Origin of the sequence: Streptomyces sp. CCM_MD2014, from assembly GCF_000772045.1 — a bacterium.
Taxonomy (GTDB): Bacteria; Actinomycetota; Actinomycetes; order Streptomycetales; family Streptomycetaceae; genus Streptomyces; species Streptomyces salinarius.
Genome location: NZ_CP009754.1, coordinates 8,259,557 through 8,274,043, shown reverse-complemented (window position 1 = coordinate 8,274,043; position 14,487 = coordinate 8,259,557). Strand labels below are relative to the sequence as shown.

12 protein-coding genes and 4 pseudogenes are annotated in these 14,487 nt (G+C 68.4%); 8 read left to right on the top strand and 8 right to left on the bottom strand.

The annotated features are described in order from the left end of the window. Positions 1-40 precede the first annotated feature (40 nt). The 4 genes from NI25_RS40440 to NI25_RS39570 form a co-directional block, all read right to left on the bottom strand. Positions 41-283, bottom strand: a complete 243-nt coding sequence (locus NI25_RS40440) for a hypothetical protein (RefSeq protein ID WP_233520828.1) — start codon at positions 281-283, stop codon at positions 41-43. Further along, the gene (locus NI25_RS40435) at positions 280-744 is read right to left on the bottom strand and encodes a tyrosine-type recombinase/integrase (protein WP_233520827.1); all 465 of its coding nucleotides are present in this window, start codon (positions 742-744) and stop codon (positions 280-282) included. The genes NI25_RS40440 and NI25_RS40435 overlap by 4 nt, the downstream gene beginning before the upstream one ends. A gap of 765 nt (positions 745-1,509) precedes the next feature. After that, on the bottom strand, positions 1,510-2,160 hold the full coding sequence (locus NI25_RS37055) for a DUF6308 family protein (protein ID WP_233520660.1): 651 nt from the start codon (positions 2,158-2,160) through the stop codon (positions 1,510-1,512). A 265-nt stretch (positions 2,161-2,425) separates the two neighbouring features. After that, positions 2,426-6,241: a hypothetical protein gene (locus NI25_RS39570; RefSeq protein ID WP_158508425.1), complete on the bottom strand. Its 3,816-nt coding sequence runs from the start codon at positions 6,239-6,241 to the stop codon at positions 2,426-2,428. 40 nt (positions 6,242-6,281) lie between these two features. On the opposite strand from NI25_RS39570, the pseudogene NI25_RS38160 reads away from it, so the two are divergent. After that, positions 6,282-7,135: pseudogene (locus NI25_RS38160) on the top strand (IS5 family transposase). Here the strand turns inward: NI25_RS38160 and NI25_RS37040 are convergent. Further along, on the bottom strand, positions 7,104-8,249 hold the full coding sequence (locus NI25_RS37040) for a caspase family protein (protein ID WP_158508474.1): 1,146 nt from the start codon (positions 8,247-8,249) through the stop codon (positions 7,104-7,106). The pseudogene NI25_RS38160 and the gene NI25_RS37040 sit on opposite strands and share 32 nt — an antisense overlap. Positions 8,250-8,254: 5 nt before the next feature. After that, positions 8,255-8,617, bottom strand: coding sequence for an effector-associated constant component EACC1 (locus tag NI25_RS39565; RefSeq protein WP_158508473.1), 363 nt, complete (start codon positions 8,615-8,617; stop codon positions 8,255-8,257). Between the two features lie 311 nt (positions 8,618-8,928). Between NI25_RS39565 and NI25_RS37030 the strand changes: the two genes are divergently transcribed. After that, positions 8,929-9,114 (top strand): hypothetical protein, encoded by a 186-nt coding sequence (locus NI25_RS37030; protein WP_061446667.1) that lies wholly within the window; start codon positions 8,929-8,931, stop codon positions 9,112-9,114. A 42-nt stretch (positions 9,115-9,156) separates the two neighbouring features. Then, a complete protein-coding gene (locus NI25_RS37025; RefSeq protein ID WP_148315172.1) occupies positions 9,157-9,591 on the top strand; it encodes a hypothetical protein in 435 nt (144 codons plus the stop codon). A 113-nt stretch (positions 9,592-9,704) separates the two neighbouring features. On the opposite strand, the gene NI25_RS37020 is transcribed toward NI25_RS37025, so the two are convergent. Beyond that, positions 9,705-10,412, bottom strand: coding sequence for a hypothetical protein (locus NI25_RS37020; protein WP_061446665.1), 708 nt, complete (start codon positions 10,410-10,412; stop codon positions 9,705-9,707). A gap of 120 nt (positions 10,413-10,532) precedes the next feature. Here NI25_RS37020 and NI25_RS37015 point away from each other — a divergent pair, with 120 nt between their 5' ends. Both NI25_RS37015 and NI25_RS37010 read left to right on the top strand, forming a co-directional pair. Then, positions 10,533-11,126 (top strand): TetR/AcrR family transcriptional regulator, encoded by a 594-nt coding sequence (locus NI25_RS37015; RefSeq protein WP_061446664.1) that lies wholly within the window; start codon positions 10,533-10,535, stop codon positions 11,124-11,126. A 111-nt stretch (positions 11,127-11,237) separates the two neighbouring features. Further along, positions 11,238-11,708: pseudogene (locus NI25_RS37010) on the top strand (transposase); the annotation flags it as partial. A gap of 463 nt (positions 11,709-12,171) precedes the next feature. On the opposite strand, the pseudogene NI25_RS40870 reads toward NI25_RS37010, so the two are convergent. Beyond that, positions 12,172-12,349 (bottom strand): annotated as a pseudogene (locus tag NI25_RS40870) (transposase); the annotation flags it as partial. A 278-nt stretch (positions 12,350-12,627) separates the two neighbouring features. Between NI25_RS40870 and NI25_RS37005 the strand changes: the two are divergent. The 3 genes and pseudogenes from NI25_RS37005 to NI25_RS36995 all read left to right on the top strand — a co-directional run. Then, positions 12,628-13,182, top strand: a complete 555-nt coding sequence (locus NI25_RS37005) for a hypothetical protein (RefSeq protein ID WP_061446663.1) — start codon at positions 12,628-12,630, stop codon at positions 13,180-13,182. A 318-nt stretch (positions 13,183-13,500) separates the two neighbouring features. Continuing rightward, on the top strand, positions 13,501-13,812 hold the full coding sequence (locus NI25_RS37000; protein WP_233520826.1) for a hypothetical protein: 312 nt from the start codon (positions 13,501-13,503) through the stop codon (positions 13,810-13,812). A gap of 39 nt (positions 13,813-13,851) precedes the next feature. Further along, positions 13,852-14,241 (top strand): annotated as a pseudogene (locus NI25_RS36995) (NmrA family NAD(P)-binding protein); the annotation flags it as partial. Positions 14,242-14,487: the final 246 nt, after the last annotated feature.

Genomic DNA, 14,487 nt, shown 5'->3' with positions numbered 1-14,487 from the left:
GCACTGCAGGCGTAGACCGGGTGCTGGGGCGGGATGAAGATCAGCGTGTCGCGAAAGAGCGGTCGAATGCGGGGGCCTCGATGAGGGCTGTGAGCAGTTCGAGCCGGTCACGGCCGATGCGGGTGGTGTCGGTGCGGCCGGGCAGCAGCGTCAGCGGATCACGGCCGTGTCCCCCACACCTGCTCCAGCGCCGCGGTGAAGACCGGTCGTGGACGTCCACGTGGCCGTAGACCTGCTCGACGGTCGCGGCCGAGGCCCAGCCGCCGGCCTCCCGTGCGATCACCGCATTGCCCCGTGCGGCGTCCAGCACTGCGGTGCGAAGCTGTGCCGGAAGGCGTGCGGTACCACCCGGCCGATCTGACCACGGGCTGCGGCCCGGCGCAGCATGCCCCGGGCCGCAGCGGTGGTCCACGGCTGGCCTCGGGAGGGGCCGTGCAGGCTGACCAGGAGCATTCCGTGAGCAGTCTGGGCGGGGTACTGGGTGGTGATGTACTCGAAGTAGGTGTGGATCATCGCCGGCTCGCCCGGCCACCGTACCCCGCACACGGCGTTGTCCTGCCAGGTCCAGGGCGTCTTGGTCTTGACCCGGGCCCGGTTGGTGTTGTCCTCGCGGTGGCAGAGGTGCACGTGCGGCCCCCGGCATTGACCGCACGCGGCTTGCTCCCGCAGGTGCAGATTGACCAGGCGCAGCCGCCACAGCTCGCCGATCCGGAACCCACCGTCGGCCAGCCACGTGACCACCATCCGTCCCGCGCGCACGAGGCCGCCCCCAGCAACAGATCCCGGGCACCCTCGGGCAACATCTTCGGATGCCGACGCACCCGCTCCGCGGGAGCCAGAGGGTTCGCGGGCATGCTGTGCAGGACGTGTCCGAGCATCGCCCGCCGCCGGTCCGCCCGCGTCGGCAAACGGGTAACGCGCAGTGCTCCGCCAGTGCCGGGTTCACGCCGCGGGTGCCCAGGTGGAGGTAGAAGCCCTTCAGGCAGGCCGCCGCGGTCTTCAACGTGCTGTGTCCGTAGGGGCGCTTGCCTTCCGCCACGGCAGACCGAACGGCCCCGGGTAATCCGCCCGAGGGCCGCCATGTAGTGCCGTAGGTCCTCAAGCGACACCGACTCTGTGTCCAGGCCCGCGAACCGCAGCCACCGCAGATGATCCACCAGCACATACGCGTACGTCCGGTCCGTACCCGCCCGGCAGGTACGCAGGAACCCGTCCGCCTCCTCCACCACCGAGCAGTCCGCATCCACGACCGTGTAGCAGACCCGCCCGTCGGCCACGGACGATCTCCTGCACTCGTAAGTCGCCCACCACCAGTCGGCTATCCATCATGTACCGCCCCCTCCGAACCGGGAACCACCCCGCCGGCGGCACCTTCCGGTCCCGAGTCCACACCCCTCCCCCACCCCCACGGACCACTCCACACGAACGTCCCACACACCCCGGCGACGGTTGGTAAAGTCCGTCACCCTCACACGCCAGAACGCCGCAGGAGCAATTTCGCTGCCGACGTCAGCGAGGACAGGCGTGCCCCTCCGCCCGGTGCCCCATCCACACCGCCACGTCGCACACCCGCAGCGCACTCACCGTCTCCGGCACCCCGGCGATCTTGCGCAGCGCGAGCAACTGGCGATGCAGGGCGCAGTCGTCCGCGCGCAGCTCGGCATGCAGCGCCAGCCAGAACGAGGGGCGCGGGCGGCCCAGAGCGCAGCGCACCACACGGTCGTAGACCGGCAACAACCGCGGACGCTTGCGAGCCAAGAGCTTGCCAGCGATGACCCTGTTAACTCCGCGCTGGGCGCAGAGGAGGTGCCAGGCCTGGTCCGCCGGCGAGCCCTCGACCAAGACGTCCGCTTCGGCGTCGACCATGTCGATGTCCCTGGGAATGGCGTGCAGCAGACCGGACAGCCGCACGCCGAGAGGGCCCTCCAGAAGATCCAACGCGACAGACGCCGGAACGGTCACCGACAACGTCTGCACCGCGACCAAGTCCTCCGCCGTGACCCGGTCGGCAACGTCCGGCCGGTCTCCCCCACCCGCCAGATGCTCGAACCGACTGCCGGTGAACACCACCGCGCCGGGCGGCAGGCCCATGCCGAAGTAATGCCGCAGGTCACCGACAACGCGCTCGGAACTCAGCAGTCCGTGCAGCCGCTGCCCCAACGGCGACGACGCCCCACCAGATACACCGGGCGCAGCGGTAGGAGAGGCCATGAGAACTCCGTCCTTCGTCGAGCTCGTGAGCGGGTGAGCAGCGCCAGAAGGTCCTGCCCGAGAAGCATCTGGTCAACGCTCTGCCGCAGCCACACCGGAGTTCCTCCACCAGCTGATGGCGGCCGGTGCCCCTGCGTGACCCACCGACCGGCTCGCCACAAGGCTTGAGGGGGTTGTACATCGGCTTGAGAGTGCCGCTGGCGGCTGGTCGGCATTACTCGTCGATGCGTTGAAGCTCGACAGCTTCTCGGTCGCCAGCGGCGGCGAGGCCGTCGACAACGCGGCGCCATCGGCTCAGAGCAGCGGTGCCAGGTAGCCCGGTTTCGCGGAGTTCGGTGAGCCAGCCGGTGACGTTCCAGCAGTGGTTGGCGAAGGCGTCATAGCGGCCGTCGATCACGTGTTCCAGCCATGGCAGGCCTGTCGCATACTGCCAGGTGGACGGGGTGGTGCGGGCGAAACGTGCCAACGTATCGGCGGCCTTGGCCTCGCCTCGGGCCCGGTCGAGCCATCGTTCGGTCGCGTCGCTGATGGCGCTGGGTGCGAGCCAGTCGCGGTTCGCGCGGTTGAGGGTGTCGTCGGGGTTGAGGTCGGAGGTGCGCAGTTGTGGAGTGGGAAGCAGTGCAGCAATGGCGTACTCAGCCCAGCGACTGTTGTCCGCTCGCAGGGTGGCGCCTGCGTCAAGAGCATCGAGCGTGGTGGTGAGGATCAGCGGCCACACTGCTGGGAGAAGTGCGCGAAGCGGGGCGTCGTAGGTAAAGAGGGTAGCGGCGTCGTGCAGTAGCTGTTGCAGGGCGTTGGCGTTGTCAGCGAACGTCCGCAAGTGCGTGGTGAGGGGTTCCGTACTGCCTGCGGCGGCGAGGGTGATGAGGGTGCGGACGACGAGTTCGCGCTCGGGGCTGTCGTATCCGGCGTAGCCCTCGGTCATCCAGTGGTCGGCGCCGTTGCGGTGCGCATCCATCAGGATCGGGAGGAGGAGGGTGGCCTGTTCGGCCAGGCAGGTGGTACTGCGGGCGGCGGCTGTGCAGGCGATCGGCATGGCAAGCCGGTTCACGAGCAGGTCGGTGGCCGGAACGGCGGGCAGAGTGTCGGAGTAGGGGGGCGGCAGGAACTCCGGCTGACGGTTTCCTGACCGCCAGGGGCCGAGGCGACAGCCTCCGAGGCCTGCTTGGACGGCGGCCCACAGGGGCTGGTGGCGCCGGCAGGGTGTGTCCGTGTCCTTGTCCGCTTCGCAGGGGGACTCCCACACGGGGGCGCAGCCAGCGGCGAAGAGGGTGCGGATGCCGTCTGGCAGCGCGGCCAGGGCGATGGTGTTCTGTTCGATGCGGTCCTGCGCGATGCCGAGGTGATCGAACTGGGCGAGGAGGAGAGAGGGGAGGGCGCGGGCGGCTGAGCCGGAGGCAGCCATCGGATATACCCAGCTGTCGTCGTCCCTGCTGCCGGGGGGCGCGGTCGTAGGGGTGGTGAGGAGCCTGTCGGCGGCCCATAGCAGGTCGTCGTCGGGGACGACCGCGAGCCCGCGAGCGTGGCTGACGACGGCGGCGGCCGCGACGGCGGTCGGAGCGTCTTGCGGATGCAGGGTGCCGAACAAGGGTGGATCGGAGGCGACCTTCCGCGCGAGCGCAAGATCAGCGAGAAGCGCATCGGCCTGCCACTTTTCGGGCCAGTTGTCGTAGTCGCCGTAGGTGTGCTGCAGGCGCAGCGCTTCACTGCCGGCTGCGACCTGGGCGGCGAGCGGAGCGAACTGCTCGGCGACTTCCGCGGGAGGCGTGTACTGCAGGACGACCATGTCGTTAGTCCGGTAGGCGGGATGGTTTTCCGACCGCAGCAGTGACGCCCACCCCTGGACCCTGGTGAGTTGCCCGTCGGAGTTGTCGCCGGCTTCGGCTCGCGCGGTAGCAACCAGTCGGTCGGCGACCTCGGCCAAAGCGTCCAGCCGTGCCTGATCTCCTGCGACCATGGCACGCTGAGTCAGATCAGCGGCAACTTCGCGCGGGGGCGTCGTGCGCCGGTCGGCACCGGCCACATCGTCCAGCGCCGGTCCCCGCACATGGAAGTGGCCCTCGGTAGTCGTCCTCGAGCTCTCCAGGCCCCACACTGCCGGCGAAGTGAGCCAGACATCCAGCAGATCCCCGGCGTCTTCGAGACGACGGACGAGCAGGCCGACGACCAGGCCGGCCATAGCGAGATTGTTGCAGCCGCGCAGCAGCAGACGCACGACCCTCTCGTAGGGCATACCCGCCGCGATAAGGCTGTCGGCAAGCTGCTCGACCGCCATCAAGGCGCTCATGCACGGGTAGGGGCCGACGGTCGAAGCGCGGTACCAGCCCCAGACATGGCTGTCGCCGACGAAGTGGCGAGGCCCGATGCCAGGGATGTCGAGGCTGATTCCCTCGAGCGGGGCATCCAGCTCGTCAAGGTTCGAGCTGAGCTGGTGGAGCGTGCGGACACGACGTTCCGCTGCATGGTCGAGCATCCGATTGATCATGTCGAGGGCGTCGCCGGGCAGGCTGTGCAGAAGCCAGTAGAACGGTCCGAAGTGCCAGGCGGCGAAGGGCGGGCCGAAGCCCGTGTGGCGGTGGCTGCGGATCCCCTCGTCGCGCAGTCCTCCGCCGCCCCAGCGGCTTCGCTTGGGCTGGTGGATGTAGTAGGCCTCGGTGAGGTCCAGGAGCAGTCGCGGATGAGTCCGGGCCATGAAGACGGCACCGAGCGACTCCACGGCGGCTGCCAGGTGGCTTGGGGCCTTGGCGGCTGTGTTCCGCAGCCACTGCTCGCTGGCTTCGTCGGTGTCGGGCCCCAGGGTGGCGAGTGCCTCGACCGCAAAGTCGTCGTAGCGTTCCGGGTGCGCGGCGAGGACGCGATCGCGGACCTGCTGGCGCAGCGGGTCGGGCCCCTGGGTGTCGCGGGCCATGCCGCGCAGCCATGCCAGCACGAGTTCGCGGATAGTCTTGCCCATCCCCCGGGGGTATGCATCGTTCTGTCCCAAGTCACGGTCGGTGCAGTAGGTCAGGGCGACCACCGGTGCAAGGGTGAACGGGTCTGCGACGGTGCTGGTGATGTAGCGCAGGTCGGCTAGGCGCAGCAGGGTTTTGAGGCCGCGGTGGTCATCGGCGGCGAGGTCGTCCCAGACGTTTTCGATCGCGGTCTGGGCGTTGCCGAGGGTGAGGAGTGCTTCCATCGGAACTTCCGTCCACCGCTCCCCCTCGTCCTCACCGAGCTGCCGGAATTCGCTGTGCAGTTCGCGCCAGGCGGCTGCTCGGTCCCCGGCGAGCAGCTTCGCCTGGCAGGCGAGTCGTACCGCGCGGATCGCCCAGCGGGGCGCTCCGGCCTTCCTCAAGGGCTCCCATCCTTCGATGAAGAACAGGCGACACAAGGCGAAGTCGCGCATTAGGTCGGTGGCGAACTCGTCGCCTGCGGCGAACGCGGGGTTGGCCGGGGGGCGCAGGACCGCGTCGGATCGCAGTCGCGGCAGTGACGCACCAGCGGCGGGTGGGCTGTCCGGCAGCTTGAGCGCGCGGCGGGCAACGGCGAGGACGGCCTGTTCCCGCTCGTCCGGTGACGCGCCTCCGGGAAGGTACTCCTCGCCGTTTCGGACGAGTCCGTTCCAGACGGCGACGAACACATCGGCTTCGGACAGCAGCGTGCTGGTCTCAGTGACGGTGCCGGCCCGCAGCAGGACATCGACCAGGCCCGGCCGACCGACCAGCCAATCGGCTCGCGTGTCGGCGCTGAAGCGGATCAAGGTGTGAAAGGTCTCGGCGAGCTGGCGACGCTCGTCGAGAGTGAGCCGTGATACGACGTGCTGGGCCACCGTTTCGGGGCGGTCAGCCTGCGTTGCGGCGGACTGCACAACCTCGCGCACCCGCGTGGCCCCGTCACTGCGGGTCACGGCAACCACTCCGAGCCCGGCCCTGAAAGCAGCAGTGGCGACGTCCCTCAGCAGATCACGGCGACCCTCCAGGACGGCTTCTGCACCATCGATCACGAGCAAACGAACCGCCCGGATCTCTCCCGCCGCGAACACATCCGTCAACGGGCGCCCGCCTAACTGGCTCTAACAAAAGCTGCTGATCATGAGACTGTCGGCCTCTCCGCTCGTAGGTCTGGGCATGGGAAACCGTCAGTCGCGGCCGTGGATCGTGTCGGATGAACTGTGGTCGCTGGTCGAGCCGTTGCTGCCGACGCCAGGTCCGAAGAAGGTCCAGGGCAGACCGCGGGTGCCGGACCGGCAGGCCCTGTGCGGAATCCTCTTCGTCCTGCACACCGGCATCCAGTGGGAGTACCTCCCTCAGGAACTCGGCTTCGGCTCGGGCATGACCTGCTGGCGGCGCCTTGCGTCCTGGAACGAGGCCGGCGTCTGGGACCAGCTCCACCAGCTGCTGCTGAACGAGCTGCGGTCGAAGGACCGGCTGGACTGGGAACGGGCGGTGATCGACTCCTCGCACGTGCGGGCTGCCCGACGGGGCCCAAAAGCGGACCGAGCCCGGTCGACCGCGCACGGCCGGGCAGCAAGCACCACCTCATCGTCGATGGTCAGGGCATCCCGCTCGCGGTATCGCTGACCGGCGGCAACCGCAATGACGTCACCCAGCTGCTGCCCCTCCTCGACAAGATCCCGCCCGTCGCGGGCCGGGTCGGCAGGCCCCGCCGGCGGCCGGACGCTCTGCTGGCCGACCGCGGCTACGACCACGACATCTACCGCCGCCAGCTCTGGCAGCGCGGCATCCGGCCCGTGATCGCCAGACGGGGCGAGCCACACGGCACCGGCCTGGGCATCTTCCGCTACGTCGTCGAGCGCACGATCGCCTGGCTCCACGGCTTCCGCCGCCTACGCATCCGCTGGGAACGACGCGACGACATCCACGAAGCATTCCTCGGCCTCGCCACCTGCCTGATCACCCACCGCCACGTCCAACGCCTTTGTTAGGACCTCTAAGAGCCGTGGCCAGGCGCACGGTGTCCGCGGCGGGCTTGAGTTCGGCCGTCAGGCGCAGCAGGGCGACTGCGCCGTCTTCGGCGGGCGTGGCCAGGAGCTGTTCGAGGAGGTCGGCGCATTCCTGGACGGTGCGGGCGGCTACGAGTGCGGGCAGGGCGGCCTCGATGTGGCGCTGGCAGCCGGCCTGGTAGAGGGCGGCGCAGAGGCGCACGAGGTCGGTGACCGGGCGGTGTTGCAGGGCGGTGTGGACCATTTCGGTCGCGGTGGCCGGGCGGTGTTCGCTCAATCCGCTGATCTGCGCGGCCAGCACCGGCACCGGCACGGTGCGGGATGCGTCCAGGGCGCGGGCGACGTCCGGGATCGGAGTGCGGCCTTCCGGCGCGGGCTGGTAGGCGTTGTTGCGGGCGAACGGCCAGGAGCCGAGGCTGTTGCGGCACAGGCTCTGCGGGCGGGGGCGGCCCTTGGCCTGCAGGCGTCGGGCGAGTTGGTCGAAGACGGCGTCCAGGTCGAGGAACTCGTTCGGGGAGGCGACGCCGCTTCGCAGCAACTCGAGGAGTTCGCCGGTGAAGGCGGTGTGGGGCTCGCCGGGCGGGGACAGTGCCACAGCGGTCTCCGCGGCGGCCGCCATCAGATAGGTGCCGTCGATCTCAGCGAGTGCCGCGACCGACTCGGACTGCACACCGAAGGCACGGGCGCTGTAGCAGCAGTCGAGGATCACGATCCTGCGGGCGGCGCCGCTTGTCTCGATGGACCGCTTGATCCACTCATAGGGTACGGCGGTGTCGAAGACGGAGTCCTGGTCGCTGTCGGGGACAGCCAGGTGCAGCAGGCCGGTGCCCGGGTCAATGAGCCCGTGTCCTGCGTAGTAGACCAGCAGGGTGTCCGTGGCTTCACGGGCGGCCGCCCGGACGGCAGCGGACACCTCGCGTGGGGAGGCCGGGTCCACCAGTGTCTGGCACTGTTCGGCGGCCAGATGCAGCACCGGGTCACCCAACAGGCTCCGTAATGCGGGGACATTGGCCTGTACCGCCGGGAGGTCGTCCAGTGCCGTGAAAGTGCTGGCCCCTACCAGAACCGCCCTGGACGCGGGCGCCGGATCATACATGTCCGCTATGCCCGTTCCTGCTCCAGTTCGGCGAGCAGACGTCCGGCCTCCTCGTCCGTTGCACCGGTCAGGACGATCCGGGTCCCGTCGGGGCGTTCGACGACGAGTGTCGGCGTTCCCGGCCGGCTGCGCCGCCATGCAGCGACCGCCACCGCAAGTGACGCAGCGTTGAAGCCCGTCCCGAGTACCAGGCTGAGCACATCGATGACGCCGCCTTGCGCCCCAGGAACTGCCGCGGCGCCGGATCCCAGCGTGGGGCGGGCGTGCCGGCGGCATGCCGCATCAGCCAGCAGCCACTCGTACAGCGACCGCAGCTGTCTCTCCGAGTCGGCAGTCTTCTTCTGGTCAACGCCGATCACGACGTCCACGACGACCAACTCCTCACTGTTCTCCCTGTGTTCACTCAACCAGACGTTCCATAGCCCCCGATAGTTCCCGGACATCTCGTCCCCGAGGCGACGGCGCACCGGCCTCCTCTTCCCTCGACAGCGTCGCGTCGGTGACGCCCTGGGGCACTTGGCCGAAGTGAAGGTGGACCACCTCACGGAAAGCTCCCTGCCCGACGGGCGGGAGGCCTGCGGCCCAGCGGCTTCACCGCGGTGCGGCGCGGACGCCCTCCCCGCGGTCCTCTTTCCACGCCCTGCACCGGGGCCTACTGTCGTTGCCATGGTGCCACCGGGTGTTCCACACCGGGCACGGCATCGAGATCACCCTGACGTATGAAGATCTCGGCAACTCGGGCTATGCCGGGCTGCTGGAGGAGATCACCCAGCCCGTCGATCAGCGCGCCAGGAACCTGCTGCAGTGCCTGAAGGACTACCGGGGCGAGGAGTGCCAGTGCGCTCTGGCCGGCAAATCACCGTGAATGTTCGTGCGGCGCCGGCGCAGCCACGGACAGGTCACGTGGGTGGCGGCGCATCTGCCTCTCACCCATGCGGCGACACCGCAGGAGAGCGACAAGCACAAGGCGATGAAGGAGCGGATCGCTCGCACGCCAGCGCGGCACGGGCTGGATGTGGAGACCGAGGCCCGGTCGCCCGACGGGCGGGTCGTCACCGATGTGCTGGTGACGGGAGCGGGCGCGCGCGTCGGGTGGGAGGCCCAGTACTCCCCCATCACCGCGAACACCGTACGGCGGCGCTCCGCCAAGGCCCGCGAGCGCAACATCGCGCCGCTGTGGGTGACGTCCGACGACTCTTCTGCCCTGATTGACCGTGCCCCGTGGACGCTCCGCACGTCCTCGCTGTCGCTGAGGTCGGCTGGCAGGAACCGGGCCTTGACACCGAGATCCTCGACGACCTGGGCGCCGTGCTGCGGGTCGCGTCCGGTGACCGTCACGTAGGCACCGCCAGAGGCGAGGATCGTGCCACCGCGTGCCCCAGCCCGCCGAGCGCCCCTGCCCCGGTCACCAGCGCGTTCCTTTTCGTGAAAGTCATGTGCGTGGCTTTTGCCGAGTCAGCGGGTGGCGGTGGCCGCGTTGCGGATCCAGCTGCGGAATTCGATCGACAGGTGCTCGCAGTGGCCCTCGATCAATGAGTCCGGGGCGGCCGATGGGTAGATCACGCGCACCACCACGTCGGCGCCGGCGTCGGTGTCGCGGGCTTGGTGGAGGCAGTAGGCGAAGGGCGTGTCGTCATCCAGACTGAGCAGGGCGGTCATCAGGGTCACGGGGTAGGAGGCGTCGAGAAAGACGGCGACGGCGTCGGGGAGTTCGCGCGCCACCGAGACCTTGAACCGGCACAGGCGGCCGTCGATCGTCTCCACCATGCCGCCGGTGTAGGTGGGCGGTTCCACGTAGTGCTCGGGGTGGGCGTTGAGGAGCAGCGACTTGTCCAGGAAGCGTCCGGTGCCGGCCTGTGCGGAGAACCAGTTGGCCAGCGCGGTGCCGCTGAGGCCGCGGATGGTGAACTCTGTGCGTGACTCGCGGTAGGCGCCGCCGGAGGCCGCGACGAGTTCCCTGTAGTACCGGTCGCCGGCTTCGATCTGTCCGGCGAGGAGGTCCATCATCACCTGGCCGCTGGCCACGCTCTTGAGGTTCCTCAGGGCCCGGCGTGCGGCCTTGAGCTCCCACTGGTCGACCTGGGTCTCGTCGACGGTGCGGCCCATGGTGTGCACATCTATCGACACCGGGGTGGTCTGCTGGGCATCGTTGCGAGTGTTCATGATGTTCTTCCTTCCGTAAGGGGGCACGACAGCCGTGCCGGAGCGTCGGCGATGCGGCCAGGAGCACGACAGGGGCCGTACCGCTTGCTGTGCACCGGACATTCAAAATAAGATGCACACATGCATCTTGCAAGTCCGGAGCCCAGACCCCGCCGCCGACGTGGCGCAGAACTGCAGGCCGCCCTCCTCGACGCCGCCTGGGAAGAACTCATGGAACGTGGCTACGCGGGCCTCTCCTTCGCCGCGGTCGCAGACCGCGCCGGCACCAGCCGTCCGGTCGTCAACCGCCACTGGCCGACCAAGGACCTCCTCGTCCGCGACGCCATCGGCCGCGTCAGCGACAGCTTCCCGCTCACCGACCCAGACACCGGGGCATTGCGCGAGGACACAATCGGCCTGCTCGAACAGCTCAACGGCGCGTTCACCATGTTCGCCGCGGCCATGACCGCACAGCTGGCCGCCTACTTCGAAGAATCGGAAACCACGCCCGCCGACCTGCGCGCGTCCCTAATCGATGAAAGGTGGACACTGATCGAGTCCGTCACGCAGCGCGCTGTCGAACGCGGACAGATCGACGGCACAAAACTCACCCCCCGCATCACCCGACTCCCCTACGACCTACTCCGCCACCAGGCACTCATGGACATGAAACCGATGCCCTCCCAGGACATCCAGGAAATCGTCGACACCATCTACCTCCCCCTGATCACCTAACCAAGGGTTGTCCCACTGTGCCCCGCCTGGAGCGCAGCCGTACCCGCCCGTCGGCCCATCGGGCGAGCCGTGCCCGGTGGGACTGTCAATCGTTCGGTGTAACTCCCGATCATGGAGGATGCATCGGTGACCAGTGAGAACGTGGCTGAGCCCGAGGCCGTTGAGCCCTCGAAGACTGTGCCGGCGAAGGCCGTGGACGACCAGTTGATCAACGAGCTGGTGGCCCGGGCCCAGACCGAGGGCCTGCAGCTGACCGGCGACGGCGGGCTGCTGCAACAGCTGACCAAGCGGCTGCTGGAGTCCGCCCTGGAAGGCGAGATCACCGACCACCTCGGCTATGACGAGCACGACCCAGCAGGCAAGAACGGCGGCAACTCACGCAACGGCACACGCTCCAAGACGGTGCTCGCCGATGTCGCCCCGGTGGAGATCACCGTGCCCCGCGAGCGCGACGGCTCATTCGAACCGAAGATCGTCAAGAAGCGGCAGAAGCGCCTGACCGGCGTCGACGAGATGGTGACCTCTCGCTGGCCGCGAAGGAGTTTGACCACCGGTGAAGTCCAGGCCCACCTGGCCGAGGTCCCACGCGCGCTCGAGCATCGCCACGGCCAGAGCATGACAGTGATCCTCCAACACCGGCCACAGACGCAGGCAGCGGCGCAGGAAGTCCTCATCGGCTCCGTGTCGCCCTTCATATACGCGTCGAAGGCGTAGCGGGCCTCGGCAAGGACGGACGGCCTGAGCCGCTTCGCCCAGTCGGCGACAGACCGGACTCCGGCGAAGAGGTCGGCCATAGCGGGGCGAGGAGCCGCAGCGCAGGGGCGGGGGCCTCGCACAGCGGTCCGCTGTCGTTGCTGGGCGAAACCCATACACCGCTCCATCGCGGATGCCGGTCGGTGAGGGGATCGCCACAGTTGGCGCAGAGGATGGCCGGGACCCCGTGCTCGCGCAGCAGCCGGGCCAACTGGAGAGGTTGGAGCTCGGGCACGTCGTCTGTGTCTCCGATCAACCCTGTTACTTGAAAGGAAATTCTACCTTCAGCCGCCAAAGTGCCCTCAACGACGGGGAGTCACCGTCGGCCCCAGCCAGGCCGAGCGGTGGGTCAGCCCCGGGTGGACCCGGTCTCACGCTTGGGTTTCGGCCTTGCCGTAGTTGGCGGTGTCGGTGACCGTGGTGATCGCTGCCTCAGGCCAGGTCTCGGGTTTGGCGACGCGGAACTCCTCCATCTTGAAGGCACTGGTCACAGGGCTGGCGTGAGTCGTCGATCGATTCCTCGTGCTGGTTACGGACGATTGACGGAACTCAAGATCGTCTGCCGTTCCGGCATCACGGCTCCAGGGGCTCCCCCGGCATGACCGATCTGCCCTGCGTGTGAGAACTTCCTGACAGCCCGAGGAGCGGCCATTACGTCGGCTACTACGCTCGAGTGGTAGTCGACCGATGGCAGGTATGGGGAAACGGGCGTCTTCGCCGGCACAGCCCAACAGGATGGAGCACACACATGCAGGACTTGGCCCGAGGTGCCGCCTTGGCCTACGACGCGTCCGTGGTCCTCCGGATCGGGAGCGCGGTTTTCGTTGTGTGTGCGGACGAACGTCTCCAGTCCCTGTACTACCGCGTGGACGGGGGAGTCCGGTCCGTGTGGCGCCATCTGCGCGGTTCCGAGGTTCATCCCAGGCTCCTCCGAGAGGCTGAGGAGGCGAACGACAAGTTGTGGAAACAGGCTTCTGCACTCCCTCTCTCCGAGGAGTTCCTTGCCGGATACCGAGACCTTGCCGCTGCCGCCCTCGGGCGTCTGGATCGGGACGAGGCGATGTCCCGCGACGAGATCTCCGCGCGTGCCATCGAAACGGTCGGCTTCCTCGAATCCGGGCTGGACACTGCCGCGGGCGCCGTGGTCTTCGAACGGTCGTGCCAGGCGGCCGCTGGGTCACTCCTCGAGGGCTGGGCTGAGGACCCGCTGTCCACGATGAGACGGCTACGCCGCGAGACCGACGTGTGGGCCCTTGCATACCAGCGGTTCGTCAGGCCGGAACTGGGGCGCTGTCACGGCTGACGATCAGTGAGGTTCGAAGATCCGCTATCTCGGCGGACCGGCTGTTCTGTCACGTCTATGGCCGGCCGAAGTCCGCCACCACACTCGGCGGCATCAGAACCCCCGACACCCAGTGCTTCACCTACGACCCCCACCAGCGCCTGGAGCCTGTCTCCTTGCTGGAGAAGGTGCACAGCCGGCCAAAAGTCTGAGGCCCAGAGAAGCCTGCTCCGCTACGGTAACTGCGTGTCCTGGCCATCTGTGATCATCCTTGTCCCCGCGGAGCGACGTCCGTTGCTTGAGGGGCGAATCCGTGCTCTTGACCTCGTGCCGGACGCTGTGACTGGGGATGACAGGCTGCACCGGCACGGGTACTCGTACTACATCGACCTCTCGGGCGGGATCCTGGCGGACTACGAGCGTGAAGAGCTGGACCAGGTGAGGACCCGGATCGGCGAACCTTACGCGGTCTACGTGTCATGCCAGTCCATGGACGCGGCCCGGGCCTTGCTCCGCGACGTCCTCCCTGGTCTGGACGGTCTTGTCGACACCAACCATTACGAGATCCTCCAGACGAGCGAGTTCCTCAAGCTGCTGGACCGTTATGCCGGATGGGACTGGCGCCGCCAACCGAGCACGGACCTCGCGTAGTCCGGCCTACGCAGCGAACCGTCACCTGCGGGGCCAGATCAGGAGATCGTGCTGAGGATGCCGCTGCCGGAGGACGTTCCCCTGAAGATGATCTCGGTCAGGGACATCGTCCGGGTCGCCGCCGCGCTTCTGCTCGGCACCGCCCAGGCACCCGGCGGAGCCGTCGAGCTCGTGGGCGACGAGCTGACGGGCCCCCAGATCGCCACGGCGTTCGGCGCGCACGCCGGGCTCCCGGCACGGTACGAGGCCCTCCCGGTGAGCGTGCTTCCCAACGACCTCGACAGGGTGATGTTCCGCGAGTTCGCGAAGGCGGCGGAACACCCTGCGGACCCCGCGATGGTGCGCGCGATCGAGCCGGCCACCCTGGACCTGGCCGAGTGGATCCGAGCCACCGGCTGGACCGCGCCCACAAACGCGGCAGGTTCCTGAGCCTGTGGCCGCGACGAACGCCCGCGATCGTGCCCACGGTCTCGGTACTCCGGGCGCGGCAACGCATCGCCAACGGTCGAAGTAGTCACGAAGCTCCCGGGGCATGCCCGAGGCAGACACCGGCACACGGCTGCTCTGGGCCTACTCGAAATGGGCGCGTGAACCCCAAAGTGGGCAGTTCTCCATCCCGAGGCTACGGTTCCACCCCCGCCGCCCGACCTCGGCAGACGCGGTGGCTGCCGTGGC

What these genes read in the sequence shown, in the direction of transcription:
- NI25_RS40435 (WP_233520827.1), bottom strand. Translation starts at nt 744, where the DNA reads ATGGTGGTCACGTGGCTGGCCGACGGTGGGTTCCGGATCGGCGAGCTG.
- NI25_RS37040 (WP_158508474.1), bottom strand. Translation starts at nt 8,249, where the DNA reads ATGTATGATCCGGCGCCCGCGTCCAGGGCGGTTCTGGTAGGGGCCAGC.
- NI25_RS37020 (WP_061446665.1), bottom strand. Translation starts at nt 10,412, where the DNA reads ATGAACACTCGCAACGATGCCCAGCAGACCACCCCGGTGTCGATAGAT.
- NI25_RS37015 (WP_061446664.1), top strand. Translation starts at nt 10,533, where the DNA reads ATGCATCTTGCAAGTCCGGAGCCCAGACCCCGCCGCCGACGTGGCGCA.
- NI25_RS37005 (WP_061446663.1), top strand. Translation starts at nt 12,628, where the DNA reads ATGCAGGACTTGGCCCGAGGTGCCGCCTTGGCCTACGACGCGTCCGTG.